Genomic DNA, 25,982 nt, shown 5'->3' with positions numbered 1-25,982 from the left:
CGTTGCGTCCGTGTCTTGTCGATTAGATAGCTTCAAGGTTGACGTAAGATGACAGCTTAAAGACGTAGGCGGCGCGGCACAACGTTCTGTTTTGATTTAAATGAAAATGTTTCTCAAATCAGTCAGCAGGAACCAACGCCGGGGGGTCCTTGCGCATCGACAGTGTGGCGCCCACGGATGCGGTAATAATGGCGGCGATGGCCAGCCATTGTGCCGTCGTCAGCACCTCCCCCAGGAACAGTAGCCCGGAGAGTGCGCCAAAGGCGGGCTCGATACTCATCAATGTACCGAAGGTCCTGGCAGGCATGCGCGTGAGGGCGACCATCTCAAGGCTGTAGGGCAGGGCCGTGGACAATATTGCAACGCCCAGCGCAATTGGCAGCAGCGCTGGCGTGAGCAGGGCGCTGCCTGCATGGGCAATACCGATGGGGGCGACAAACAGTGCAGCGATCATCACGCCCAGGGCTGCAGTCTGGATACCGTTGTCGGCCCCTGCCTTTTGGCCATAAAGAATGTACAGCGCCCAGCACACGCCGGCGCCCAGGGCGTAGCCGGCACCGACAAGGTCGATGCCGGTGCCTGTCTGCCCAATGGGTATCAGCAACAAAAGGCCGATCACGGCAAGTCCGATCCAGAGAAAATCCACGGCCCGGCGCGAGGCATAAAGGGCGACAGCGAGGGGGCCGGTGAACTCGAGCGCTACAGCAATGCCCAGGGGCACCGTGCGCAGCGACATATAGAAGAGGAAGTTCATGCCGCCCAGGGCCATGCCATAGATAATGACAGTGCGCAGGGTGCTGGCAGTGAGGCGCGCACGCCAGGGGCGCAAGAGCAACAGCATGATGACGCTGGCGAAGATCAGGCGTAGGGTGGTGGTGCCTTGTGCTCCGACGACGGGAAACATGCTCTTGGCCAGCGATGCACCGGACTGAATCGAGGCCATGGCGATCAACAGCAGGCCGATGGGGAACAACGTGGCGGCCAGGCTGCGGGGTTGGGCGTTCATCGGGGGTGGGTATTCCTTATTAATAGAGGGCGCACAAGGTCGGGCCTGGCTTATGATGCTCAATGTGGGATTTTTGAGCAATATAGTGCGCATTATTCTTTTATTTGCCATTTTTGCAATTAACCCTTGACGCTTAATTTAATCTCTCTATAATTCGCCCCACTTACGGCGTAGTCGGAACCGAAAACTCCTTGAGTTTCAAAGAGTTAGCGGTTTCAGGTGGTGCTGGAAGTGCTTCGGTCGAAAGATCGGCAGCGGTGAAAAAGGTGGTTGACAGCGAATTGAAACGCTGTAGAATTCGCCTCCCGCTGACGAGAGATCGCAGCGAGTTAAGCGGTTGAAGTTGAAAGAGAAATTCTGAAAAACTTCAAAATAAACGCTTGACACACTCTGAGGAAAGCGTAGAATGCGCGCCTCGGTTGAAGCGAAAGGCTTCAGCCAACGCTCTTTAACAATCGAATCAAGCAATTCGTGTGGGTGCTTGTGAGCTCAGACTGATAGTCAAAAAGATTATCAGCATCACAAGTGACTGCACGAGAAGTCGAAAGACTTCGAATAAGTCATTTGAGATTGCTGAGCCAAGTTTAGGGTTTTCTCAAAACCCAAGCAGTATTGAACTGAAGAGTTTGATCATGGCTCAGATTGAACGCTGGCGGCAGGCCTAACACATGCAAGTCGAGCGGATGAGAAGAGCTTGCTCTTCGATTCAGCGGCGGACGGGTGAGTAATACCTAGGAATCTGCCTGGTAGTGGGGGACAACGTTTCGAAAGGAACGCTAATACCGCATACGCCCTACGGGGGAAAGCAGGGGACCTTCGGGCCTTGCGCTATCAGATGAGCCTAGGTCGGATTAGCTAGTTGGTGAGGTAATGGCTCACCAAGGCGACGATCCGTAACTGGTCTGAGAGGATGATCAGTCACACTGGAACTGAGACACGGTCCAGACTCCTACGGGAGGCAGCAGTGGGGAATATTGGACAATGGGCGAAAGCCTGATCCAGCCATGCCGCGTGTGTGAAGAAGGTCTTCGGATTGTAAAGCACTTTAAGTTGGGAGGAAGGGCATTAACCTAATACGTTAGTGTTTTGACGTTACCGACAGAATAAGCACCGGCTAACTCTGTGCCAGCAGCCGCGGTAATACAGAGGGTGCAAGCGTTAATCGGAATTACTGGGCGTAAAGCGCGCGTAGGTGGTTCGTTAAGTTGGATGTGAAATCCCCGGGCTCAACCTGGGAACTGCATCCAAAACTGGCGAGCTAGAGTAGGGCAGAGGGTGGTGGAATTTCCTGTGTAGCGGTGAAATGCGTAGATATAGGAAGGAACACCAGTGGCGAAGGCGACCACCTGGGCTCATACTGACACTGAGGTGCGAAAGCGTGGGGAGCAAACAGGATTAGATACCCTGGTAGTCCACGCCGTAAACGATGTCAACTAGCCGTTGGAATCCTTGAGATTTTAGTGGCGCAGCTAACGCATTAAGTTGACCGCCTGGGGAGTACGGCCGCAAGGTTAAAACTCAAATGAATTGACGGGGGCCCGCACAAGCGGTGGAGCATGTGGTTTAATTCGAAGCAACGCGAAGAACCTTACCAGGCCTTGACATGCAGAGAACTTTCCAGAGATGGATTGGTGCCTTCGGGAACTCTGACACAGGTGCTGCATGGCTGTCGTCAGCTCGTGTCGTGAGATGTTGGGTTAAGTCCCGTAACGAGCGCAACCCTTGTCCTTAGTTACCAGCACGTTATGGTGGGCACTCTAAGGAGACTGCCGGTGACAAACCGGAGGAAGGTGGGGATGACGTCAAGTCATCATGGCCCTTACGGCCTGGGCTACACACGTGCTACAATGGTCGGTACAGAGGGTCGCCAAGCCGCGAGGTGGAGCTAATCTCACAAAACCGATCGTAGTCCGGATCGCAGTCTGCAACTCGACTGCGTGAAGTCGGAATCGCTAGTAATCGCGAATCAGAATGTCGCGGTGAATACGTTCCCGGGCCTTGTACACACCGCCCGTCACACCATGGGAGTGGGTTGCACCAGAAGTAGCTAGTCTAACCTTCGGGAGGACGGTTACCACGGTGTGATTCATGACTGGGGTGAAGTCGTAACAAGGTAGCCGTAGGGGAACCTGCGGCTGGATCACCTCCTTAATCGACAGACATCAGCTGTCTCATGAGCTCCCACACGAATTGCTTGATTCATTGAAGAAGACGATATCGGTAACAGCTCTTAACTGGGTCTGTAGCTCAGTTGGTTAGAGCGCACCCCTGATAAGGGTGAGGTCGGCAGTTCGAATCTGCCCAGACCCACCAGTTTCTTGTTGGGGCCATAGCTCAGCTGGGAGAGCGCCTGCCTTGCACGCAGGAGGTCAGCGGTTCGATCCCGCTTGGCTCCACCACCCCCTTGCTACCGTGTCAAAGCTTAGAAATGAATATTCGGCTCGAATATTGATTTCTGAACTTTTTCAGAATCGTTCTTTAAAAATTTGGGTATGTGATAGAAAGATAGACTGGACAGCACTTTCACTGGTGCCTGTTCAGGCTAAGGTAAAATTTGTGAGTGACTCTTAAGAGTTTTGCGAATTTTCGGCGAATGTCGTCTTCACAGTATAACCAGATTGCTTGGGGTTATATGGTCAAGTGAAGAAGCGCATACGGTGGATGCCTTGGCAGTCAGAGGCGATGAAAGACGTGGTAGCCTGCGATAAGCTTCGGGGAGTCGGCAAACAGACTTTGATCCGGAGATCTCTGAATGGGGGAACCCACTCAGCACAAGCTGAGTATCTTGTACTGAATACATAGGTGCAAGAGGCGAACCAGGGGAACTGAAACATCTAAGTACCCTGAGGAAAAGAAATCAACCGAGATTCCCTTAGTAGTGGCGAGCGAACGGGGACTAGCCCTTAAGTGGCTTTGAGATTAGCGGAACGCTCTGGAAAGTGCGGCCATAGTGGGTGATAGCCCTGTACGCGAAAATCTCTTAGTCATGAAATCGAGTAGGACGGAGCACGAGAAACTTTGTCTGAATATGGGGGGACCATCCTCCAAGGCTAAATACTACTGACTGACCGATAGTGAACCAGTACCGTGAGGGAAAGGCGAAAAGAACCCCGGAGAGGGGAGTGAAATAGATCCTGAAACCGTATGCGTACAAGCAGTGGGAGCCTACTTTGTTAGGTGACTGCGTACCTTTTGTATAATGGGTCAGCGACTTATATTCAGTGGCGAGCTTAACCGAATAGGGGAGGCGTAGCGAAAGCGAGTCTTAATAGGGCGTTTAGTCGCTGGGTATAGACCCGAAACCGGGCGATCTATCCATGGGCAGGTTGAAGGTTAGGTAACACTGACTGGAGGACCGAACCGACTACCGTTGAAAAGTTAGCGGATGACCTGTGGATCGGAGTGAAAGGCTAATCAAGCTCGGAGATAGCTGGTTCTCCTCGAAAGCTATTTAGGTAGCGCCTCATGTATCACTGTAGGGGGTAGAGCACTGTTTCGGCTAGGGGGTCATCCCGACTTACCAAACCGATGCAAACTCCGAATACCTACAAGTGCCGAGCATGGGAGACACACGGCGGGTGCTAACGTCCGTCGTGAAAAGGGAAACAACCCAGACCGTCAGCTAAGGTCCCAAAGTCATGGTTAAGTGGGAAACGATGTGGGAAGGCTTAGACAGCTAGGAGGTTGGCTTAGAAGCAGCCACCCTTTAAAGAAAGCGTAATAGCTCACTAGTCGAGTCGGCCTGCGCGGAAGATGTAACGGGGCTCAAACCATGCACCGAAGCTACGGGTATCACTTAGGTGATGCGGTAGAGGAGCGTTCTGTAAGCCTGTGAAGGTGAGTTGAGAAGCTTGCTGGAGGTATCAGAAGTGCGAATGCTGACATGAGTAACGACAATGGGAGTGAAAAACTCCCACGCCGAAAGACCAAGGTTTCCTGCGCAACGTTAATCGACGCAGGGTTAGTCGGTCCCTAAGGCGAGGCTGAAAAGCGTAGTCGATGGAAAACAGGTTAATATTCCTGTACTTCTAGTTATTGCGATGGAGGGACGGAGAAGGCTAGGCCAGCTTGGCGTTGGTTGTCCAAGTTTAAGGTGGTAGGCTGAGATCTTAGGTAAATCCGGGATCTTAAGGCCGAGAGCTGATGACGAGTTGCCTTTAGGCGACGAAGTGGTTGATGCCATGCTTCCAAGAAAAGCTTCTAAGCTTCAGATAACTAGGAACCGTACCCCAAACCGACACAGGTGGTTGGGTAGAGAATACCAAGGCGCTTGAGAGAACTCGGGTGAAGGAACTAGGCAAAATGGCACCGTAACTTCGGGAGAAGGTGCGCCGGTGAGGGTGAAGGACTTGCTCCGTAAGCTCATGCCGGTCGAAGATACCAGGCCGCTGCGACTGTTTATTAAAAACACAGCACTCTGCAAACACGAAAGTGGACGTATAGGGTGTGACGCCTGCCCGGTGCCGGAAGGTTAATTGATGGGGTTAGCTAACGCGAAGCTCTTGATCGAAGCCCCGGTAAACGGCGGCCGTAACTATAACGGTCCTAAGGTAGCGAAATTCCTTGTCGGGTAAGTTCCGACCTGCACGAATGGCGTAACGATGGCGGCGCTGTCTCCACCCGAGACTCAGTGAAATTGAAATCGCTGTGAAGATGCAGTGTATCCGCGGCTAGACGGAAAGACCCCGTGAACCTTTACTATAGCTTTGCACTGGACTTTGAATTTGCTTGTGTAGGATAGGTGGGAGGCTTTGAAGCGTGGACGCCAGTTCGCGTGGAGCCATCCTTGAAATACCACCCTGGCAACTTTGAGGTTCTAACTCAGGTCCGTTATCCGGATCGAGGACAGTGTATGGTGGGTAGTTTGACTGGGGCGGTCTCCTCCTAAAGAGTAACGGAGGAGTACGAAGGTGCGCTCAGACCGGTCGGAAATCGGTCGTAGAGTATAAAGGCAAAAGCGCGCTTGACTGCGAGACAGACACGTCGAGCAGGTACGAAAGTAGGTCTTAGTGATCCGGTGGTTCTGTATGGAAGGGCCATCGCTCAACGGATAAAAGGTACTCCGGGGATAACAGGCTGATACCGCCCAAGAGTTCATATCGACGGCGGTGTTTGGCACCTCGATGTCGGCTCATCACATCCTGGGGCTGAAGCCGGTCCCAAGGGTATGGCTGTTCGCCATTTAAAGTGGTACGCGAGCTGGGTTTAGAACGTCGTGAGACAGTTCGGTCCCTATCTGCCGTGGACGTTTGAGATTTGAGAGGGGCTGCTCCTAGTACGAGAGGACCGGAGTGGACGAACCTCTGGTGTTCCGGTTGTCACGCCAGTGGCATTGCCGGGTAGCTATGTTCGGAAGAGATAACCGCTGAAAGCATCTAAGCGGGAAACTTGCCTCAAGATGAGATCTCACTGGAGCCTTGAGCTCCCTGAAGGGCCGTCGAAGACTACGACGTTGATAGGTTGGGTGTGTAAGCGCTGTGAGGCGTTGAGCTAACCAATACTAATTGCCCGTGAGGCTTGACCATATAACACCCAAGCAATTTGCGTCGAACGACCAGATTGCGGTGTTGTGAAGACGAAACGAACCGAAAGTTTGCAGCTCACAATCATCACATACCCGATTTGCTGGAGTGTCGAAAGACGGTCCGGTACACAGAATTTCTTGACGACCATAGAGCATTGGAACCACCTGATCCCATCCCGAACTCAGCAGTGAAACGATGCATCGCCGATGGTAGTGTGGGGTTTCCCCATGTGAGAGTAGGTCATCGTCAAGATTAAATTCCGAAACCCCTATCTGCACACGCAGGTAGGGGTTTTGTCTTTTCTGGCCTTGTGCAAAACAGCAGAGTCCAGGCCAAAAAAAACCACCCCGCAGGGTGGTTCTTCACATCGAGGCACTCAGTCGCCGTAGTACTCGCAACCGCTGGTGCAGGTCTCGTGGATACGGACCTTGGAAAGCTCTGGCAGCAACGGCTTGACCTGATCCCAGATCCACTTGGCAATGACTTCGCTGGTCGGGTTTTCCAGGCCAGGAATGTCGTTCAGGTAGTTGTGGTCCAACTGCTCGTACAGAGGCTTGAAGATCGCCTTGATCTCGGAGAAGTCACGAATCCAGCCAGTGTGCGGGTCCAGTGGGCCGGTCAGGTGGAGCGCGACTTTGAACGAATGTCCGTGCAGGCGGCCACATTTGTGTCCTTCAGGAACGTGCGGCAGGCGGTGCGCCGACTCGAAGGTGAACTCTTTGAAAATTTCCACGATCTCTCAACTCTGAAAACCAATGCTGTCGAGCAGTTTACCAGTATGGTCACTGCAGTGGTTGCAGATGCGCGTGCAGCTCGCCGGTTTCTAACAGCTCAAGCAACTCGTCGCCCAGGCGCTGGCTTTCGGCCATCGCTTTTTTCCAGTAGCGCTGACGGCCGCCAGCATCGCCCATGAAGCGCTTGAAGTCGCTTCGGTCCGGCAGCTTGCCGAAGGGCAGGCTGGCCAGATACTGAGCCGAAGGCGCCAGCAGCAGGACGTTACGCAAGCGCTGGGTATCTCCACGACGCCAGGGCAATGCCTTGTCGAACCAGCCAGGTATGACCCTGTCGGTGAAGTGCGGGTAAAGCACGATATCGTCACCCTGGTACGGCAGGTCCAGGTGGTAGTCGAGCAAGCCACCATCGCGATAGGTGCCTTTACCGACGCCTGGTATATCACGCACACCCTCCATGACCATCGGAATCGAACCGGATGCCAGCAGCGCATGGCGCAGGTTGGCCACATCCAGTGGCAGGCAGCGCGAAGGAAAGTCAGTCAGCGGATGCAATGGTGGGCCGTTACGGGCGTCGTGCAGGATGATCCGCTCGAAGTGTCGGGCCAATCGCGGACGGCCAATCAGGTTGTCCGCGATCACCGAAGACAAGCCCATCCCCAAGCGAGCACGATGGTCATGGGCAAGCAGCCCGTGGCTTTTCACCACCATGATATTGAGGCGGTAATCCGGGTTTTCGAGGATCTGCGCGTCGCGGCCCTGCAACAATTCGTCGAGCATGCGTTGGCAGCTACGGCTGACCTCGGCCTGGGTCACGCCTTTGGCAAAGTCCTGCTCGGTGTACAGCTGCCCCAGGCGCTGCAAGGCTTCAGCGGGATTGGGCAAACAGGCACTGGCAAAGCGCCAGGAGCCGATCGATGCGCCAATGAGCGCTCGTACACGCGGGGTACTGGGCAACCAGTGACCGAACAACGCCAGATCAAGGCCTTGTATGCCAAGCGCCTTGGGGCCCCCTGCAGCGCCTGGCAGTACGCCTACATCGGCTGCCTGCAATCCACGTTCGCGGATGCGCTGCAAGGCGCCATTGCCTGCCTTCAAGGTCAGGGCTGGATACTTGATATGGATTGCGCTCATACGGGCCTCGCTCAAGGGAGTTGGCAATTATAAAGAACAGCAGTCCAGTTGTGGGGCAGGGGTGCGCTATCATGTCGCCAGTTGTTTTCAGCTTCAATTAAGTTCGGTTGGTTAATCTAGGCCCCGTAGAAACATTATTGATCTCAACGGAGAGACACCATGAAAACTTTGACTGCCCTGTTCGCCACTGCTGCGCTTGCCCTGAGCGCCAACGTTGCCATGGCCAAGGACGTACAACCGGATGAAGTTGTGAAACTGGTTCAAGCCAAAACCATCCTGTCGCTGGACGACCTGAAGGCCAAGGCTGTCGCCAAGCACCCAGGCGCCACCGTTACCGACTCGGAGCTTGAAGACGAGTACGGCCGCTACATCTATAAGGTCGAGCTGCGTGATGCCCAGAACGTCGAGTGGGATGTCGACATGGACGCCAAGACTGGCGAAATCCTCAAGGACGCCCGGGATAACTAATGACGGTTCGATTGCGAACAGCGCAGGTGGCACTCGCTGCGCTGTTAGCCCTCTGTTCGCAGGCCTCGGCCCGCGATCTTGATCAGGACGAAGCCCTGCGGTTGCGCCAGCAAGGCATCATCCTGCCGCTCGAGCAACTGCTCAATGACGCCCTGGGTCGCTATCCCGGGGCGACGTTGTTGGAGGCGGAGCTGGAAGAAAAGCACGACCGCTATGAGTACGAAGTCGAGCTGTTGACCCCTGAGGGGGTGGTGCGCGAGATCAAACTCGACGCAACCAATGGAGCTCTGCTCAAAGACGAGGAAGATGACTGATGCGCCTGTTACTGGTCGAGGACAATGTCCCGCTGGCAGATGAACTGATCCAGGGGCTGCAGCGCCAGGGATATGCAGTCGACTGGCTGGCAGACGGTCGCGATGCCGTCCACCAGGGTAGCAGCGAACCCTATGACCTGATCATTCTCGACCTGGGCTTGCCCGGATTGTCCGGGCTGGACGTATTGGCCCAATGGCGTGCGTCCGGCCTTGCAACGCCTGTGCTGATCCTCACTGCCCGCAGTTCCTGGGCCGAACGTATCGAGGGCCTGAAGGCCGGGGCCGATGACTACCTGAGCAAACCCTTTCACCCCGAAGAGCTGCAGTTGCGAGTCCAGTCGTTGTTGCGCCGCGCGCGTGGCCTTGCCAATCAGACAACGTTGGAAGCCGCAGGCCTGCAGCTCGATGAAGGACGCCAATGTGTGATGCGTGACGGCGTCGACATCCAGCTCACGGCGGCAGAATTCCGTTTGCTGCGCTATTTCATGCTGCACCCGCAACAGATCCTCTCCAAGAGCCATTTGGCCGAGCACCTTTATGACGGTGAGACAGAGCGCGACTCCAATGTGCTGGAAGTCCACGTCAACCACCTGCGTCGCAAGCTCGGCCGTAGCGTGATCGAGACTCGTCGCGGTCAGGGTTATCGCTACGCCGGGAGCAGCGAGTGAAGTCGATCCAGGCACGCCTGAGCCTGGGCCTGGTCGCGGTGCTGGTGCTGGTGGGGTTGGCCCTTGCTCAATTGAGCCTGTGGTTGTTCGAGGTAGGTTTGCAACGCTACCTGGAAACCGGCCTGCGCAAGGAAAGCGAGAACCTGCTGGTTGCCCTGGTACGCGGGCAGACAGGCCTCGAGCTGGATGAGCGACGGATCTCCTCGGCCTATAAACGTCCGTTTTCCGGGTACTACTTCCGAATCGATTTCGAGGGTGGCAACTGGCGTTCCCGTTCGCTGTGGGACCTCGAAATGCCGACACCGGCCACGGCCGGTCTGCATACCGACCTCAAGCTGGGGCCTGAAGATCAACAACTGCTGGTTCTGCGCAGTGACTACCGGCGCTTCGGCCAGTCGATCTCGATCAGCGTCGCCCAGGACTACACCCCCGTACGCGAGCAGTTCCAGCGCATGCAGCAAATCGGCCTGGGACTGGGGCTGCTGGCCCTGGTACTGGTGCTGGTGCTGCAGCGCATTACCGTCACACGCTCATTGCGTCCCCTGGAGCGCGCGCGAGAACAGATTGCCCAGTTGCAGCAGGGCAAACGCTCGCAGCTTGATACCCAGGTGCCCATCGAGCTGGAGCCGCTGGTCGCACAAATCAACCACTTGTTGGCCCATACCGAAGACAGTCTGCGCCGCTCGCGCAATGCCTTGGGCAACCTGGGCCATGCCTTGAAAACGCCCCTGGCGGTGTTGCTCAGCCTGGCCTCCAGTGAGCGCCTGAAAGCGTTGCCAGAGGTGCGCGCGCAGCTACGTGAACAGTTGGAGCAGATTCAGCAGCGACTGAGCCGCGAACTCAATCGAGCCCGGCTGGCCGGCGATGCCTTGCCGGGTGCGCAGTTCGACTGTGATGCCGAGCTGCCCGGGTTGCTCTCGACCTTGGGGATGATCCATGGCGAAGGGCTGGAGTTGAGCCAGCAAGTCCCCCCCGGGCTGCTGCTGCCCTGGGACCGTGAAGACCTCCTCGAGCTGCTCGGCAACCTGTTGGACAACGCCTGCAAGTGGGCTGACAGCCAGGTGCAACTGAGCATCGAAGAACAGCCGGAGCATTACCGGCTGCTGATCGACGACGATGGCCCTGGTATTCCCGAGGCTGCTCGAGCGCAGGTGCTGGAACGAGGCACCCGGCTCGATGAGCAGGTCAATGGCCACGGCCTGGGGCTTGGGATCGTGCGCGATATCGTCGAAGCCTGGGGCGGGCGTATGAGCCTTGAGCAGAGCCCGTTGGAGGGGCTGCGGGTGTGCATCGAGTTACCGCGTCGAGCAGGGCGCTGATCAGGGCCCTGCCCGCCACCGGATCGATCAGAAGTCCACGGTGCCCGAGAACTTCACCAGGCGAGGCTCGCCTTGGGTCAGGTAACCCCCGTTGGCCGAGGCCCAGTAGTTCTTGTCGCTGATGTTCTCGACGTTCATGCGCAAGGTGATGTCCTTCTCCTGGACCTTGAAGCGGTAACGAGCACCGGCATCGAAGCGGTTCCAGGTAGGCAGGCTCAGGGTGTTGGCCTGATCGGCATATTGTCCGCCGGTGCGCAGCATCCGTGCATTGAGCGCCACGCCGTCCAGCCCTGGAACGTCCCAGTCGACACTCGCGTTCAGCTGGAAGGTCGGGACCCCAATGGCATGGTTGCCGTCGTTGGTGCCGTTCTGTGTTTTCTTCAGCTCCGAATCAAGACGTGTTCCGCCGGCCAGCAGGCGCAGGTCCGGCAGTGGCTCACCGAAGATGCTCAGCTCGATGCCGCGGTTCACCTGCTCGCCATCACGCAGGTAAAACCCGGTGTTGCTGTCGAGGTAGCCGTCACTGGGCTTCTCGATACGGAAGACCGCAAGGTTGGCGCCGAAGGTGCCCTGATCGTACTTGACGCCTGCTTCGATCTGCTTGGTGCGCCCGGGTGGGAACGCTTCGCCGCGGTTGATGGCGTTGGCCGAGGCCGTCGGGCCCTTGGACAGGCCTTCGATGCGGTTGGCATACAGCGACACCGATTCGGTAGGCTTGTAGACGATGCCGTACACCGGTGTGGTGATGCCCTTGTCATACAGGGCGCTGCGGCTGCCGTCGTTGGCCGGGTTGGCCACGCCGCCGGAGGTGGAGCCGTCGTACAGGTAGTTCTCCACCCGCAACTGTTGGCGGCGCACCCCAGCGGTCAGTAGCAGGGTGTCGTCGAAAAAGCCCAGAGTGTCGGAGAAGGCAATGCTGCGGTTGCGGGTCTTACCGGTGACACCCGGATCACCCAATTCGCCGCCGGTGATGGTCACAGCGGTCGGCTTGGGCAGCGGGGTGGTGTTGTAGATGTTGGTCGGTTGGCCACGGTAGAACACGTAGGCGTTTTCCTGCTGGGTCCAGATGGTCGAAGCGCCCAGGTTCAACTGGTGGCTGACCGGCCCGGTTTGCAGCTTGCCGTTGAGGCCGCCCATGAATGTAGTGTTGTCTTCGTTGTGTGGAATGAACGAGCCGCCCATGGTCGCCGCACCCGTGGCGGCATTGGTCAGGGTCGGGGTGCCGTAGAACCCGGTCTCGCGGGTGTGCTTGACGCCACCGGCCAGGTAAGCGCTCCAGTTGTCGTTCAAGTCCCAGTCGCCGCGCACCATGCCGAAGGTGTCTTCGGTCTCGGTGAAGGTCCAGTCCTGCCCGTAGTTGTGGCTGGCATCGGGGGCGCGGGGAATATCGGTGAGGCCGGCGCCGAGCTGCACCGAGTTGCGCAGGTGGTTGACGCGTTCTTTCTGGTAGCCGAAATCGGTGGACACACTGAAGCGATCACCCTGGTAGTCCAGGCCTGCGACAAACAGCTTGCTGCGCTGATCCTGATCTTCGACCGCTGTTTCGCCCTCACGTTGGGAGAGGTTCAGGCGTGCACCGAAACGGTTGTCGGCACCGAAGCGCTGGCCGATATCCAGATGCTCGCCGATGCGGCCATCGGTGGAAATGTCCTGGGTGTAGCGGCGGGTTGGCGTGTCGCCGGCACGTTTGGGTTGCAGGTTGACGCTGCCGCCCAGGCCGCCGCCGGTAGGGCTGACACCATTGATGAAGGCGTTGGGCCCCTTGAACACCTCGACCCGATCCACCCCATCGGTGGAGATGATCTGGCGCGGCAATACGCCATACAGGCCGTTGTAGGAAATATCATCGCCACTCAGGGGCAAGCCGCGAATCACGAAGACCTGCGACTGGTTGCCGAAGCCGACAGACTGGCGCACTGACGGGTCGTTGAGCAAAACATCGCCCACGTCTTCGGCCTGCTGGTCCTCGATCAGTTTCGAGGTATAGCTGGTCATGGTGAAGGGGACATCCATATTGTCCTGGTTCCCCAATACGCCCATCTGCCCGCCACGGGCAACCTGGCCGCCGGCATATTCCTCGACTGGCGCATTGCGCAGGGGCTTGGTGGCCTGGGCATTGACAGCGGTAGCGTCGAGCTCCAGAACGGCGTCGGCGCCGTGCGCGGTTACGCTGGCAGCACAGCAAACGGCAAGCAGGGTGGGGCGAAAGTGGGAGCGTAAAGCCATGGCGGAGGCCCTGTTAATGTCGAGTTGGCGCCTTCCTGGCGTTGCGAGTAATTAGTAATCGCAAATGTTAACAGGTGTATTTGCAAAGCGTTATCATTCAGATACAAAAAATTACCTTCCACTTCACACCAGCGTCAGGCTCAGCATCACCGGCAAGGTCAAGGCAGCCAGCAGGGTCTGCAAGGCAATGATGTTGGCCATCAGCGGTGCGTTACCGCCCATTTGCCGAGCCATCACATAGGAAGACGATGCGGTGGGCAGTGCCTGGAACAGGATGGCGATGATCGCCGCCTGGCCGCTCAGGCCCAGTGCCCGGCATATACCAAATGTGGTCAAAGGCAGCACCACGAACTTGAACAGCGACGCCGCCAGCAACGGCCGTCTGCCCAAACCTTGGGCACTGCTGCCCAATGCGGCGCCAACACATAGCAGGCCCAAGGGCAGAGCGGCCTGGCCAAGGGCCTTGATGGTCGGTTCAATACCTGCCGGTAGCCCCAGGCCAGTCACGCGCAAGGCAATCCCGGCGGCGCAACCAACGATCAGCGGGTTGGTGACGATCGCCTTCGCAACCGCACTGGCCGAGCTGCGCGTGCCGCTGTAGCGGGCGAACACCATCACGCACAGCACGTTCACGGTCGGCACGATGGCCGCATTTGCCACAGCGGCCAGGGCGATTCCGCCGCTGCCATAGATCCCTGCGGCGAGGGTCGCACCAATGTAGTTGTTGAAGCGCACGCCGCCCTGGAATACCGAGGTGAAACTGGCTCCGTCACTGGCCACCGCCCCCTTGCACAACACCAGCAAGGTTGCGCCGATCACCGTCGAAAGCAGCAGCACCGTCACCATGTCGAACACGGGCAGGCCTGTCAGGTCAGCCGTGGTCAGGCCGTGCATGAACAGCGCCGGCAGCAACACGAAGTAGCTCAGGCGTTCGGCCGCGGGCCAGAAGTGCTCACCCAGAAAACCCTGCGCCCGAAGCCAGCGGCCCAAGGCAATCAGCAAGGCAATGGGCACGATAGTGGCGAGGATCAGTTGCAACATCAGACGGTTTTCCTATCAGTCGGTCGTCCCACGCGAGACTCGACATCAGGCTAGCCTGAAGCACTGAAAGAAAAAAACGCAGAATTCTCAACCAACCGATGAGAAAAACTTCACGGTTGACCCAGTGCCGTCTTCAGCACCGCCGTCAGGTGCCGACGTCGACTGCTGGCGTGTTCGATCAAGCCGACATGGCGCACCCGCTGCGGTTCACCGAACGGCAACAAGGTCACATCGGGCAGGTGCTGCAAGTCTTCGTCAGCCAGGGGCACGATAGCCACGCCCAGGCTCATCGAGGCCATGTGCGTGAGGGCTTGCTGGCTGTCCAGCTCCATTTGTTCGCTGACCGGCAGTTGCAGTTTGCGCAGTTCCTGTTCGATGATGCGCCCGGCCCAGGCGCGTTTATCAAAGCGCAGGAACGGTTGGGTGGCCAGCAGCTCGCGCAAACTGACGCCGGCAAACGCAGGGCCGGCGACGGCCCAGAAGCGGTTCTGGTAGAGCGGGGTGAAGTCCAGATTGGCGGGGTAGGGCGCCACAGGCTCGGTGGTGATGGCCGCATCCAGCTCGCCGTCCTCGACGCGCCGTGCAAGCTCGGCGGACATCCCCGACAATACGCTGATGTGCAAGTGGGGATGCTCGGCCTTGATCCGTACCAGCGCTGCCGGCAGGCGACCGGCCAGGGCAGTATGAATGGCACCGATTTTCAGTCGACCACTCAGGCCCGGGCCGCTGACCAGGGCATCGGCCATGTCGTCATACGCCGCCAGAATCCCTTCGGCCCGCTCCACCACCAGGTGCCCGGCCCCGGTCAGGCTGACCTGGCGCCGACTGCGGTCGAACAGCGTGACCTGCAGTTCTTCCTCCAGGCTGCGGATATGCAGGCTGACGGCCGAGGGCGTCAAGCTGAGGATATCGGCGGCGCGGGCAAAGGTGCCGTGGCGAGCAATGGTCACCAGGGTGCGGAGGGCTTTGAGGGACACGCGTGGGCTCCGGTTGGGGGCGAGTGATGTGCATCATCGCGTTGATCAACGCTGATTGAAAGTACTCGTCTTTGGCTGTCCATACGCCTGGGTAATTCGATCAATCACCATCGCCAGCGCCACGATCGCCAACCCGGCTTCAACGCCCTTGCCGACATTCAATGTCTGAATCCCCGCCAGCACATCCTCCCCCAGCCCTCGCGCGCCGATCATCGAGGCGACCACCACCATCGACAGGGCCATCATCACCGACTGGTTGAGCCCGGCCATGATGCTCGGCATGGCCAATGGCAGCATCACCCGGCGCAGCCGCTGCCAGCGCCCGGCGCCGAGCCCCTGGGCGGCCTGGGTCAGGGACGGGTCGATCTGCGACAGGCCCAGTTCGGTCAGGCGGATCAGTGGCGGCAGGGCATAGATGAGGGTGGCGAAGATCGCCGGCACCTTGCCCAGCCCGAACAGCATCAACACCGGGATCAAATAGACGAAGCTGGGCAGCGTCTGCATGACGTCGAGTACCGGCATCATCAGTCTGCGTGCCAGTGGTCGACTGGCCAACAGCACGCCGATGGGAACCCCGATGAGAATGCACAGGCCGGTACTGACCAGCACCAGGGCGCAGGTCTGCAGGAGTTTGTCCCACAGGCCGATCACGCCAATCAGAAACAGCAGGCCGGTCAGTACCAGGGCCCGCAGCAGGCTGCGACTGGCATGCCAGGTGAGCACGGCGACGATCAGCAGCAACAGCCACCAGGGCGTAGCGCGCAGCAGGGTTTCCAGGGCTACCAGCAGTTGCAGCAAAGCGTCGGAGACGCCGCGCAACTGATCGCCATAAGCGAGCACCAACCAGTCTACAAAGCGATTGACCTGGTCGGCGAATGAGACATGCAGCGACTGCGGGAAGCCTCCACTCACAGGCCGTCCTCTACTTTGCCGGCGACCTCGGCAGGCAGCCAGGCCTTCCACACATCAGGGTGATCCTTCATGAACGCCACTGCTGCATCTCGCGGCGACTGGCGGCGCTCGCTCATGTGCGCCAGTGTCTTGTTGAGCGTGTCGATGGGCAGGTCGACCTTGGCGAAGCACTCGACCAGGTCCGGGTACTGTTGCTTGAACGCGGCGGAAACGCCAATGGACAGCTTGGCAGGCAGCGACCGGCTGCCTTGTGGACTGGGGTTGCTGGCGTCGGTCAGGGTCTTCCAGGCCTGTTCGCTGAACGGCGGTTCTTCAAGGCGTACCAGCGCGAAACGGCCCATCAGCGGGGTGGGCGACCAGTAATAGAACAGCACCGGTTTACCGCGGCGGATCGACGAAGTGATCTCGGCGTCGAGGGCTGCACCGGAGCCGCTGCGAAAGTTCACATACAGATCGTCGAGGCCATAGGCCTTGAGCTTTTGGCTGTTGACCGTCTCGGAGGTCCAGCCGCTGGGGCTGTTGAGGAAGCGGCCTTTTGCCGGGGCTTCCGGGTCGCTGAAAACCTTGGCATAGCGTTTGAGGTCGGTGACTGACCTGAGGTCCGGGGCCAGCGCTTCGATCCCGCGCCCGGCATCGCCCTTGATCACGTATTCGGGTACATACCAGCCTTCATCGGCGTTCTTCACCGTGTCACCGAGGGCGAACACCTGGCCGGCCTGCTCGGCCCTTATCCAGGCCGGGCTGCGGCCGGCCCATTCTTCGCCGATGACCTGAATGTCGTTGCGGGCCAGGGCCACCTCCATGCTGACGGTGCTGCCGGGCAGGGTGTCGGTGGAATAGCCGTAACCTTTCTCGACGATCAGGCGCAGGATTTCGGTGGTCAGGCTCCCGCTTTCCCAGGTGATGTCACCGAACAGGATGGGTTTGGAGGTGTTGGCGGCATGGCTTGGGCTGATCAGGCCCAGGGTCAGCAGTACGCTGCCCACCAGGGAGATAAGTCGATTCATCGTGCCTCGCTCGCAGGGCAATGGAGTCTGGCAAGTGTAGTCGCTGCCGCCAGGCTGCGATCGGGCGTGAAACGGCCGTCATTCAGGCCCGTCGAGGTGACTGGATGACGACTGCTGAGGGGTCGATCGCAGCCTGGCGGCAGCGGCTGCCACGCGCTTACACGCGGAACTGGTCCATCAACCCCTGCTGCTGGTTGGCCAGGCTGTTGAGCGACTGGCTGACCCGCGCCGATTCGTTGGCCTGTTCCGACAGCGACTCGGTCACATCGCGAATGGTCGCGACGTTGTTGTTGATTTCCTCGGCCACAGCACTCTGCTCCTCGGCGGCGCTGGCGATCTGCAGGTTCATGTCGTTGATCACGGTAACGGCATCACCAATCTGCTGCAGGGCGGTAACCGCCTGGCCCACTTGCTCGACACTGCCCTGGGCCTGGCGATGGCTGCTGTCCATCGCACCGACCACGTCGCGGGTGCCCGCTTGCAGTTCTTCGATCACCTGGCGGGTTTCTTCCACCGACTCCTGGGTACGGCGGGCCAGGTTGCGTACCTCATCGGCGACCACGGCAAAACCGCGGCCCGCTTCACCGGCGCGAGCGGCTTCGATGGCTGCGTTGAGGGCCAGGAGGTTGGTCTGTTCGGCGATGGAGCGGATCACCTCCAGCACCGAGCCGATTTTCTCGCTGTTCTCGGCCAGGCCTTCTACCTGGCTCATGGCCGTGCTCATGTCGGCGGCCAGGGTGTCGATGCTGGTAGTGGTGCGGTCGATCACCGCCAGGCCCTGGCGCGTGGCCTGGTCGGCATCGCGGGCTGCCTGCGCTGCTTGCGCGGCGCTGCGGGCGACATCCTGGGCAGTGGCGCTCATTTCATGGGAAGCGGTAGCCACCTGGTCGACCTGGCGGTACTGCTGCTCCATGCCGGCGCTGGTCTGGGTGGCAATTGCCGAGGATTGGTCGGCGGTGTCGCGCGCCGCCTGCACCGAGCGTTTGACCTCGGCAATGGTCGGCTGCAGTTTGTCCAGGAAGCGGTTGAACCAGCCAGCCAACTCGCCCAGTTCATCGCGTTTGTCGTAGTGCAGGCGACGGGTCAGGTCGCCTTCGCCGCTGGCGATGTCCTTGAGCATGTCAGCCACACCGAGGATCGGCCGGGTCACGCCACGGGCCATCAGCCAGATCAGCAGCAGGCCGACGACGGCCGCCAGTCCACCCAGGCCCAGTTCGATCAGCATGCCGCTGGTGTTGCTCCGGTCGAGCTCTTGCTTGAGTGCTTCGGCCGGACCGGTCAGGGCACTCTCCGGTACATCGAGCAACACGCCCCAGGCCTTGCCGCCGGGAATTGGGGCAAAGGAAGCCAGCACTTTGAGGCGCTGCTCATGGTGGATGCTGTGCAGTGGAATGCTGTCGGCCAGCAGGCGTACCAGCTCGGCGCCTTTGTCGCGGTCTACCTGGTCAAAGCGCTGGGCCAGTTTGCCGGCATCCGGGCTGTAGCCCGCCAGCAGGCCCGCCGGGCTCAAAATGCTGACGTGTGTCTGGCCCTGGTACAGGTTGCGGCTGGCCTGTTGGCTCATGGCCTGAAGGCTGTTGAGGTTGATGTCGATGGACAGGGTGGCGACGACCTTGTCGGCCACCATCAGCGGGAACACGATACTGGTCATCAGTACCTGCTGGCCGTCGATCGCGTAGAAGTAGGGCTCGATCACGCACGTCTTGCGCGTGGTGCGCGGGCACACCGACCAGAAGTTGGCGGGCTCGCCGCTGGGGCCGATGCTGGTATCGGCAAGGTCATGCTCGGGCAGGGCCATGGAGGTGAGCTGGCCCGGGGTCGGTTGCGACCAGTACAGGGCAAAGCGGCCTTTTTCGTTACTGCCCAGTTCCTCTTGATTGGCGAACAGTTCGTCCTTGTTGTCCAAGGCATTGGGCTCGAATACCAGTGACAGGCCGAGCAAGTCAGGATTGGCCTGCAAGGCTGCGCGTACCTGGCGGGTCAAATCTTCGCGCAGGTCGAAGGCGTCGAGAAAACGCTTCTCGGCCTGTTCACGCAAGAACAGTACCTGCCGGGAAAAGCCGGCACCGTACTGGTAGGCATCCATGAATTGGCGGCGGATGTTCAGGGCCTGGACTTCGCCCTGGGATTCGATGCGTCCCTGGGCCGCTTCGGTCAGCATGTGCATGCTGCTGGCCTTCACCAGTTCCGAGCTGTGCTCCATGCGGTACAGCGAAAGGCCCACCAGCAGTGTGACAATGCTGGCCAGGCACAAGCCCGCCAACAGGGTGATCTTCCACTGAATGGACAGTTGTCTGAAAGGCATGGCGAAGTCCCTTGATTCTGAAAGTCTGAGGCTGCGGAGGTTATCGGCCGGATATCCCGCTTCTTTATTCAAACGTTCAATTCAATTGCGTCGTTTTCGTTCACCCAGACGACACCCGTCCAACGCTTGACTTTGACAAGCGCGAGGGGGTGCTTCAGAGTGTGCGCCCTCCATAAAAAATACCCGTCGTTCGGCCACTGCCCCGAGCAGTCTGTTGCCGAATCGGTCGCTTTTTGTCTGGTTTCTAGAGGTCACAGGAATGAATGCAGTAATTGCCGCGGTCGGCATCATGCTGATATTGAGTCTGTCCCGCGTGCATGTGGTGATCGCCCTGATCGTCGGCGCGCTGGCCGGTGGGCTGGTGGGTGGCCTGGGTATCGAAGGTACGCTCAAGGCGTTCAATGGCGGCCTGGGCGGCGGTGCCACCGTGGCGTTGTCCTATGCCTTGCTCGGGGCGTTTGCCGTGGCCATTGCCAAGTCCGGCATGGCTCATGCCCTGGCCGATCGCATTCTGACAATGGTCGACCGCCAGGGGCACGACTCGACCGCCAAGGTCAAATGGCTGCTGATCGGCCTGTTGCTGGTGGTGGCGATTTCGTCGCAGAACATCCTGCCGATCCACATCGCCTTCATTCCGCTGCTGGTGCCGCCACTGCTATATGTGCTGACCAAGCTGCAGCTGGACCGACGCCTGATTGCCTGCGTCATGACCTTCGGCCTGATCACCCCGTACATGTTCCTGCCAGTGGGCTTTGGCAACATCTTCCTCAATGAAATCCTGCTGGCCAACGTCAGCCGCAGCGGGGTGGATGTCAGCGGCGTCAATGTTACCCATGCCATGGCGATCCCGGCGGCGGGGATGCTCTTCGGCCTGCTGGTGGCGGTGCTGTTCAGCTACCGGAAAAAACGCGTCTACGATCTTGAGAAAATCGAGAAGGTCGAGCAGGTGTCGGTGCGCTACAACCCGCTGACCTTGCTGGTGGCCGGCGTGGCCATTGCCGCGGCGTTCGTCATTCAGCTGTGGCTGGACTCGATGATCATCGGTGCCATGGCGGGCTTCCTGATTTTCTCGGTGTCGGGGATCGTGCGCTGGAAAGAAACCGACGACCTGTTCACCGAAGGCATGAAGATGATGGCCATGATCGGCTTCATCATGATTGCGGCCTCAGGCTTTGCCGAAGTGATGAAGGCCACCGGTGAGGTCAAGAGCCTGGTCGAGGCTTCGGCTGCGTGGATCAACCACAGCAAGGGCGTTGGCGCACTGCTGATGCTGCTGGTGGGTTTGTTGGTGACCATGGGCATCGGTTCGTCGTTCTCTACCGTACCGATCCTGGCCGCGATCTTCGTGCCGCTGTGCGTGCAACTGGGCTTCGACCCGGTGGCCACCGTGTGTATCGTCGGTACCGCGGGCGCCCTGGGGGATGCCGGCTTCGCCGGCCTCGGACTCGACCCTCGGTCCGACCTCGGGCCTGAACGTCGACGGCCAGCATCACCACATCTGGGACACCGTGGTACCGACCTTCATCCACTACAACCTGCCGTTGCTGGCGTTCGGTTGGCTGGCGGCAATGATGCTCTAGGGGAAAAGCGGGGTTGGGCGCAAGGCTCAACCCCGCGAAGGTGGCGGCGAGATGCGGTTCAGCACCATGTTGCCCTGCTTGTTGCGCGTCAGGTAGACCGGCAACACCTTGGGCAGGTTGCCCACCAGGCGGTTGATCTGGGCAGTGTCATACACGCCGCTGATGCGAATGTTGCCGATGCTCTCGTCGGCCAGCAGCAACGGCTTTTCCAGGTAGCGATTGATCTGTGGCAGAGCCTGCTCGAGGCTCAGGTTGTCGAGGATCAACTTGCCATTGCGCCAGGACAGACTGGTGTCCTGGGCGTAGGTCTGGCTCAAATGCGGCTCGTAGTCGCCGGCCTGGTAGCTGGCCTGCATGCCCGGGACCAGGCGGTAGCCGCCCTCGGTATCCTGGCTGTTGCTGTCGACCAGTACCGAGCCTTCGACCAGGGTCACCTTGACCCGATCCTCATACTTCCACACGTTGAACTGGGTACCGGTGACTCGGGTCTGGCCGTTGGCCGCATGCACGATGAACGGGTGCTGACTATCGTGTCGGACCTTGAAGAAGGCCTCGCCCTTGATCAGCGTGACCCGGCGTTCGCCCTTGTAGTTGCTATAGCGCAATTCGCTGGCCAGGTTCAGTTCGACCTCGCTGCCATCCTCGAGCACGGCATGAGTGATTGTATTGGTGCTTTCCAGGTGCTGGTAGCTGTTGGGCAGCCAACCTTGCTCCCAGCCGATCCAGGCGCCTGCGGGCAAGGCCGCCAGGGCAATGGCGGTAGCCAAGGCGTAGTGGCGCCAAGTGCTGCGCCGACGCTCGGAGTGGGTGATGACATTGCTTGCCACAGCCGGGCGCGAGAGATGGTCGGCGGTGTGCCAGATCTCCAGCATTGCCTGGTATTCCTGGGCGTGCAGCGGGTTTGCGGCCAGCCATTGCCCGAAGGCCTGGTGTTCAGCTGCCGTGCAATCTCCAGCCTGAAGGCGCAGGCACCACTGCGCGGCGGCATCGGTGATGGCATCGTGATCGTCGGCGCTGAGGCTGGTGTGGTTCATCGAGGCTCCCGGTTTTGCCCATTCTAACCTTGCAGGGCTGGGGGCGAGAACCGAGATAATGGCGAATAACTATCAGTCAAAGAAAGTCATTGCAGAATAATCGTGCAAAAACATCGAATTCGCAGCTATTTCGCCAGCCATCGGTGCGATAGCGACACTATCGCACCGATGGCTGGCCGTGATGAAGCTCAGAACTGTTCGGCTGCGAGGCCAAACAGTGCGGTGCTGCCCGCTCGGATGCTGGCCTGAAGCGACAAGGTGCGCGGCAGCAGGCGGGCAAAGAAAAACGCCGCACTGGCCCGTTTGGCTTCATAGAACGCCCGGTCCTGCTCCAGATGTTCACTGGCCACGGCCTCCATGCGTGCCCACATGTAGGCGTAAGCCACATAACCGAACACCTGCAGGTACTCCACCGATGCCGCGCCGATTGCGTTCGGGTCCTTTACGGCCTGTTCGCACAACCATTGACTGAGGCTTTCCAGCTCGGCCACGGCCGTGAGCAAGGGGTCGCGATAGGGTGTCCGGCCTTCGCAGAAGCTGCGGACCTGGACGGTGAACTCGGCCAGGGCCTTGCCGCCATCAGCTACCACCTTGCGCCCGAGCAGGTCCAGGGCCTGGATGCCGTTGGTGCCTTCGTAGATCTGGGCGATACGCACGTCGCGCACCAATTGCTCCTGGCCCCATTCGCGAATGTAGCCGTGGCCGCCGAACACCTGCTGACCGAGCACACAGCTTTCCAGGCCGTTGTCGGTAAAGAACGCCTTGGCCACTGGCGTCAAAAGTGCCACCTGACGTTGTGCGGCTTCACGCTCTTCGGGTGCCTCGGCGTACTTGGCAATATCTAATTGCTGGCCGACGTAGGTGGCAAACGCGCGACCGCCTTCGGTCAGGGTGCGCATGGTCAGCAGCATGCGGCGCACATCGGCGTGGACGATGATCGGGTCGGCGATCTTCTCCCGTGCCTGTGGGCCGCTGGCGGCGCGACTTTGCAGGCGGTCCTGGGCATAACGGGCGGCGTTCTGGTACGACGCCTCGGCGCAGCCGATGCCCTGGATACCGATGGACAGGCGCTCGTAGTTCATCATCGTGAACATGGCAGCCAACCCGCGATTGGGTTCACCGATCAGGTAGCCGGTGGCACCGTCGAAGTTCATCACGCAGGTGGCCGAGGCCTTGATGCCCATCTTGTGTTCGAGCGAACCACAGTGAGCCGGGTTGCGCTCGCCCAGGGTACCGTCGGCATTGACCAGGAACTTGGGTACCAGGAACAGCGAGATGCCCTTGGGCCCGGCCGGGGCGTCCGGCAGTTTGGCCAGCACCAGGTGGATGATGTTCTCGGTCAGATCCTGCTCGCCACCGGTGATGAAAATCTTGGTGCCACTGATCCGGTAGCTGCCATCGGCATGAGGTTCTGCCTTGGTGCGAATGATCCCCAGGTCAGTGCCGGCATGGGGTTCGGTCAGGCACATGGTGCCGGCCCACTGGCCGCTGTACAGCGCCGGCAGGTAGGCCGCCTTGAGTTCGTCGCTGGCGTGGGCGTCGAGGGCCAGGCAGGTACCGGCGCTCAGGGCCGAATACAGGCTGAAGCTGCAGTTGGCGGCATAGAGCATTTCCTCGAACTGCACCGCGAGCATTTTCGGCATGCCCAGGCCGCCGTGCTCCGGGTTGCCGGCAAGACCGACCCAGCCGCCTTCGCGGTAGGTCTGCCAGGCCTGGGCAAAGCCCTCGGGGGTGCGTACCTGGCCTGCATCGAACGATACGCCCTGTTCGTCACCACTGCGGTTGAGCGGGGCGATCAATTGGCCAGTGATTTTCGCCGCTTCTTCAAGGATGGCATCGGCGGTGTCGGCATCCACCCGTTCGGCCAGGGCCGGCAGGCGTGCCCACAGGGCCGGGCCCTGGAACACTTCGTGGAGCACAAAACGCATGTCGCGCAGGGGAGCATTGAATTCAGGCATGGGGATCTCGCATCAAAAGGGGGTCAGAGCGCCTTGGCCCAGTCACGTAGCAGGTACTTCTGGATCTTGCCGGTGGAGGTTTTCGGCAACTCGCTGAAGACCACGGTCTTGGGTATCTTGAAACCCGCCAGGTGCTCGCGGCAGAAGCTGATGATCTCGGTGTCGCGGGTCTGATCAAAACCGGCCTTGAGGGTGATGTAGGCGCAGGGCGTCTCGCCCCACTTTTCATCCGGACGGGCCACCACGGCGGCCTCGAGTACAGCAGGGTGCTTGTAGAGGGTGTCTTCCACTTCGATGGTGGAAATGTTTTCGCCACCGGAAATGATAATGTCCTTGAGCCGGTCCTTGATCTCGACATAACCGTCGGCATGCCATACCGCCAGGTCGCCGGTGTGGAACCAGCCGCCGCGGAAGGCTTCGGCAGTAGCCTCGGGGTTCTTCAGGTAGCCCTTCATCACCGTGTTGCCGCGCATGAAGATCTCGCCCAGGGTGTTGCCGTCGCGCTGCACCGGCTCAAGTGTCTGCGGGTCGGCGACCATCAGGCCCTCGAGGGTGGGGTAGCGCACGCCCTGGCGGGACTTGATCCGCGCCCGTTCTGCCAATGGCTGCTCGTCCCACTCGGCGTGCCAGGCGCAGACGGTCACCGGGCCATAGACCTCGGTCAAGCCATACACGTGGGTGACCTTGATGCCCATTTCTTCCACCGCGCCAATCACCTTGGCGGGCGGCGCCGCGCCGGCCACCATGGCATTGACCGGGTGATCGATGGCCGCCTTGGCCGATTCGGGCATGTTGATCAGGGCATTGAGCACGATAGGTGCTCCGCACAGGTGGGTTACCTGGTGTTCGCGAATCAGGGTGAGGATCTTTTGCGGGTCGACCCGGCGCAGGAACACATGGGTGCCGGCCAGGGCGGTGACGGTCCAGGGGTAGCACCAGCCGTTGCAGTGGAACATCGGCAGGGTCCACAGGTAGACCGGGTGGTTGCCCATGGCCCAGGTCATCTGGTTGCCCAGGGCATTGAGGTAGGCGCCACGGTGGTGATAGACCACGCCCTTGGGGTTGCCGGTGGTGCCGGAGGTGTAGTTCAGCGAGATGGCCTGCCATTCGTCCTCGGGCCAGTGCCAGACGAAGTCGGGATCGCCTTCGGCCAGGAAGGCCTCGTAGTCCAGGTCACTGACGGCCTGGCCCTCGCCGTACTCCGGATCGTCGACATCGATCACCAACGGCGGGTTTTCCATCAGCGCCAGGGCGCCTTCGATCACCTTGTGGAACTCGCGGTCGGTAATCAGTACCTTGGCCTCGCCATGCTCGAGCATGAAGGCAATGGCCTCGGCGTCCAGGCGTACGTTCAGGGCATTGAGCACTGCGCCGATCATCGGCACGCCGAAGTGCGCTTCAAGCATCGCCGGGATATTGGGCAACATCACCGCTACAGTGTCGCCCTGGCCGATACCGCGCCCGGCCAAGGCACTGGCCAGGCGCCGGGAGCGTTCGTAGGTCTGTTGCCAGTTGCGCCGGATGGCACCGTGGATCACCGCCGGGTAGTGGCCATAGACCGCCGCCGTGCGTTCGATGAAACTCAAGGGGCTCAAGGCCTGGTGATTGACAGGGGCGGGCGCCAGGCCCTGGGAGAAGATCGACATGCAATGTTCCTGTGCAGGGAGTCGGCGCGTGGCGCAGTACAACTCCCGGTGGCTGATTGTTAGCTCTGATCAGGTGTCGTGAAGGGTGGGCCCTTCAGGTGTCACATTTTTTACGTGAATCGCTATGTTAC

The 25,982-nt window shown here is 59.7% G+C and carries 16 protein-coding genes, 2 tRNA genes, 3 rRNA genes and 1 pseudogene; 10 read left to right on the top strand and 12 right to left on the bottom strand.

Features of this window, described 5'->3' with window-relative positions:
- Nucleotides 1-118: 118 nt before the first annotated feature.
- The gene (gene rhtA, locus ABVN19_RS13610; protein ID WP_105642795.1) at nt 119-1,006 is read right to left on the bottom strand and encodes a threonine/homoserine exporter RhtA; all 888 of its coding nucleotides are present in this window, start codon (nt 1,004-1,006) and stop codon (nt 119-121) included.
- A 614-nt stretch (nt 1,007-1,620) separates the two neighbouring features.
- Here rhtA and ABVN19_RS13605 point away from each other — a divergent pair.
- From ABVN19_RS13605 to rrf, 5 genes are all read left to right on the top strand, one after another.
- Nucleotides 1,621-3,157: ribosomal RNA gene (locus tag ABVN19_RS13605) — 16S ribosomal RNA — on the top strand.
- Nucleotides 3,158-3,242: 85 nt separating this feature from the next.
- A tRNA-Ile gene (locus tag ABVN19_RS13600) sits at nt 3,243-3,319 on the top strand.
- A gap of 10 nt (nt 3,320-3,329) precedes the next feature.
- Nucleotides 3,330-3,405 (top strand) — tRNA-Ala (locus ABVN19_RS13595).
- 235 nt (nt 3,406-3,640) lie between these two features.
- Nucleotides 3,641-6,531 (top strand): 23S ribosomal RNA (locus ABVN19_RS13590).
- 136 nt (nt 6,532-6,667) lie between these two features.
- Nucleotides 6,668-6,783 (top strand): 5S ribosomal RNA (gene rrf / locus ABVN19_RS13585).
- Together the 16S, 23S and 5S rRNA genes with 2 tRNA genes alongside form the textbook arrangement of a ribosomal RNA operon.
- Nucleotides 6,784-6,907: 124 nt before the next feature.
- Here rrf and queD read toward each other — a convergent pair.
- Nucleotides 6,908-7,264 carry a 6-carboxytetrahydropterin synthase QueD gene (gene queD, locus ABVN19_RS13580; protein WP_010226613.1) on the bottom strand — a complete coding sequence of 119 codons (357 nt, stop codon included), beginning with the start codon at nt 7,262-7,264 and terminating at the stop codon, nt 6,908-6,910.
- A gap of 49 nt (nt 7,265-7,313) precedes the next feature.
- Nucleotides 7,314-8,396: a patatin-like phospholipase family protein gene (locus ABVN19_RS13575; protein WP_105642139.1), complete on the bottom strand. Its 1,083-nt coding sequence runs from the start codon at nt 8,394-8,396 to the stop codon at nt 7,314-7,316.
- Nucleotides 8,397-8,555: 159 nt separating this feature from the next.
- On the opposite strand from ABVN19_RS13575, the gene ABVN19_RS13570 reads away from it, so the two are divergent.
- Genes ABVN19_RS13570 through ABVN19_RS13555 form a run of 4 tightly spaced genes read left to right on the top strand, consistent with a single transcriptional unit; the run spans nt 8,556 to nt 11,165 of the window.
- Entirely contained in the window at nt 8,556-8,864 is a 309-nt protein-coding gene (locus ABVN19_RS13570) for a PepSY domain-containing protein (protein WP_028944171.1), read from the top strand.
- A complete protein-coding gene (locus ABVN19_RS13565) occupies nt 8,864-9,178 on the top strand; it encodes a PepSY domain-containing protein (protein ID WP_028944172.1) in 315 nt (104 codons plus the stop codon). The genes ABVN19_RS13570 and ABVN19_RS13565 overlap by 1 nt, the downstream gene beginning before the upstream one ends.
- Nucleotides 9,178-9,846, top strand: coding sequence for a response regulator transcription factor (locus tag ABVN19_RS13560; RefSeq protein ID WP_028944173.1), 669 nt, complete (start codon nt 9,178-9,180; stop codon nt 9,844-9,846). Before ABVN19_RS13565 ends, ABVN19_RS13560 begins: the two co-directional genes overlap by 1 nt.
- Nucleotides 9,843-11,165 carry a sensor histidine kinase gene (locus ABVN19_RS13555; RefSeq protein WP_028944174.1) on the top strand — a complete coding sequence of 441 codons (1,323 nt, stop codon included), beginning with the start codon at nt 9,843-9,845 and terminating at the stop codon, nt 11,163-11,165. The genes ABVN19_RS13560 and ABVN19_RS13555 overlap by 4 nt, the downstream gene beginning before the upstream one ends.
- 27 nt (nt 11,166-11,192) lie before the next feature.
- On the opposite strand, the gene ABVN19_RS13550 is transcribed toward ABVN19_RS13555, so the two are convergent.
- From ABVN19_RS13550 to ABVN19_RS13525, 6 genes are all read right to left on the bottom strand, one after another.
- Nucleotides 11,193-13,391, bottom strand: coding sequence for a TonB-dependent siderophore receptor (locus ABVN19_RS13550; protein WP_105642138.1), 2,199 nt, complete (start codon nt 13,389-13,391; stop codon nt 11,193-11,195).
- A gap of 123 nt (nt 13,392-13,514) precedes the next feature.
- Nucleotides 13,515-14,432: an AEC family transporter gene (locus tag ABVN19_RS13545; protein ID WP_105642137.1), complete on the bottom strand. Its 918-nt coding sequence runs from the start codon at nt 14,430-14,432 to the stop codon at nt 13,515-13,517.
- A gap of 110 nt (nt 14,433-14,542) precedes the next feature.
- Nucleotides 14,543-15,409, bottom strand: a complete 867-nt coding sequence (locus ABVN19_RS13540; protein WP_028944177.1) for a LysR family transcriptional regulator — start codon at nt 15,407-15,409, stop codon at nt 14,543-14,545.
- Nucleotides 15,410-15,454: 45 nt separating this feature from the next.
- Complete coding sequence (locus ABVN19_RS13535; protein WP_105642136.1) at nt 15,455-16,321, bottom strand: proline/glycine betaine ABC transporter permease; 867 nt, start codon at nt 16,319-16,321, stop codon at nt 15,455-15,457.
- Nucleotides 16,318-17,328 carry an ABC transporter substrate-binding protein gene (locus ABVN19_RS13530; RefSeq protein WP_028944179.1) on the bottom strand — a complete coding sequence of 337 codons (1,011 nt, stop codon included), beginning with the start codon at nt 17,326-17,328 and terminating at the stop codon, nt 16,318-16,320. The genes ABVN19_RS13535 and ABVN19_RS13530 overlap by 4 nt, the downstream gene beginning before the upstream one ends.
- Nucleotides 17,329-17,485: 157 nt before the next feature.
- Nucleotides 17,486-19,633: a methyl-accepting chemotaxis protein gene (locus ABVN19_RS13525; protein ID WP_028944180.1), complete on the bottom strand. Its 2,148-nt coding sequence runs from the start codon at nt 19,631-19,633 to the stop codon at nt 17,486-17,488.
- 259 nt (nt 19,634-19,892) lie between these two features.
- Here ABVN19_RS13525 and ABVN19_RS13520 point away from each other — a divergent pair.
- Nucleotides 19,893-21,213, top strand: a pseudogene (locus ABVN19_RS13520) (Na+/H+ antiporter family protein).
- A 26-nt stretch (nt 21,214-21,239) separates the two neighbouring features.
- Here ABVN19_RS13520 and ABVN19_RS13515 read toward each other — a convergent pair.
- From ABVN19_RS13515 to ABVN19_RS13505, 3 genes are all read right to left on the bottom strand, one after another.
- Entirely contained in the window at nt 21,240-22,247 is a 1,008-nt protein-coding gene (locus tag ABVN19_RS13515) for a FecR family protein (RefSeq protein WP_105642135.1), read from the bottom strand.
- A gap of 188 nt (nt 22,248-22,435) precedes the next feature.
- A complete protein-coding gene (locus ABVN19_RS13510) occupies nt 22,436-24,205 on the bottom strand; it encodes an acyl-CoA dehydrogenase C-terminal domain-containing protein (protein WP_028944183.1) in 1,770 nt (589 codons plus the stop codon).
- A 23-nt stretch (nt 24,206-24,228) separates the two neighbouring features.
- Entirely contained in the window at nt 24,229-25,851 is a 1,623-nt protein-coding gene (locus ABVN19_RS13505) for an acyl-CoA synthetase (RefSeq protein WP_105642134.1), read from the bottom strand.
- Between the last annotated feature and the right edge of the window lie 131 nt (nt 25,852-25,982).

This window comes from Pseudomonas vranovensis (assembly GCF_040438935.1).
Classification (GTDB): Bacteria; Pseudomonadota; Gammaproteobacteria; order Pseudomonadales; family Pseudomonadaceae; genus Aquipseudomonas; species Aquipseudomonas vranovensis.
Note: the sequence above shows the minus strand (reverse complement) of the source record. Positions and strands in the feature narration are given on the sequence as shown.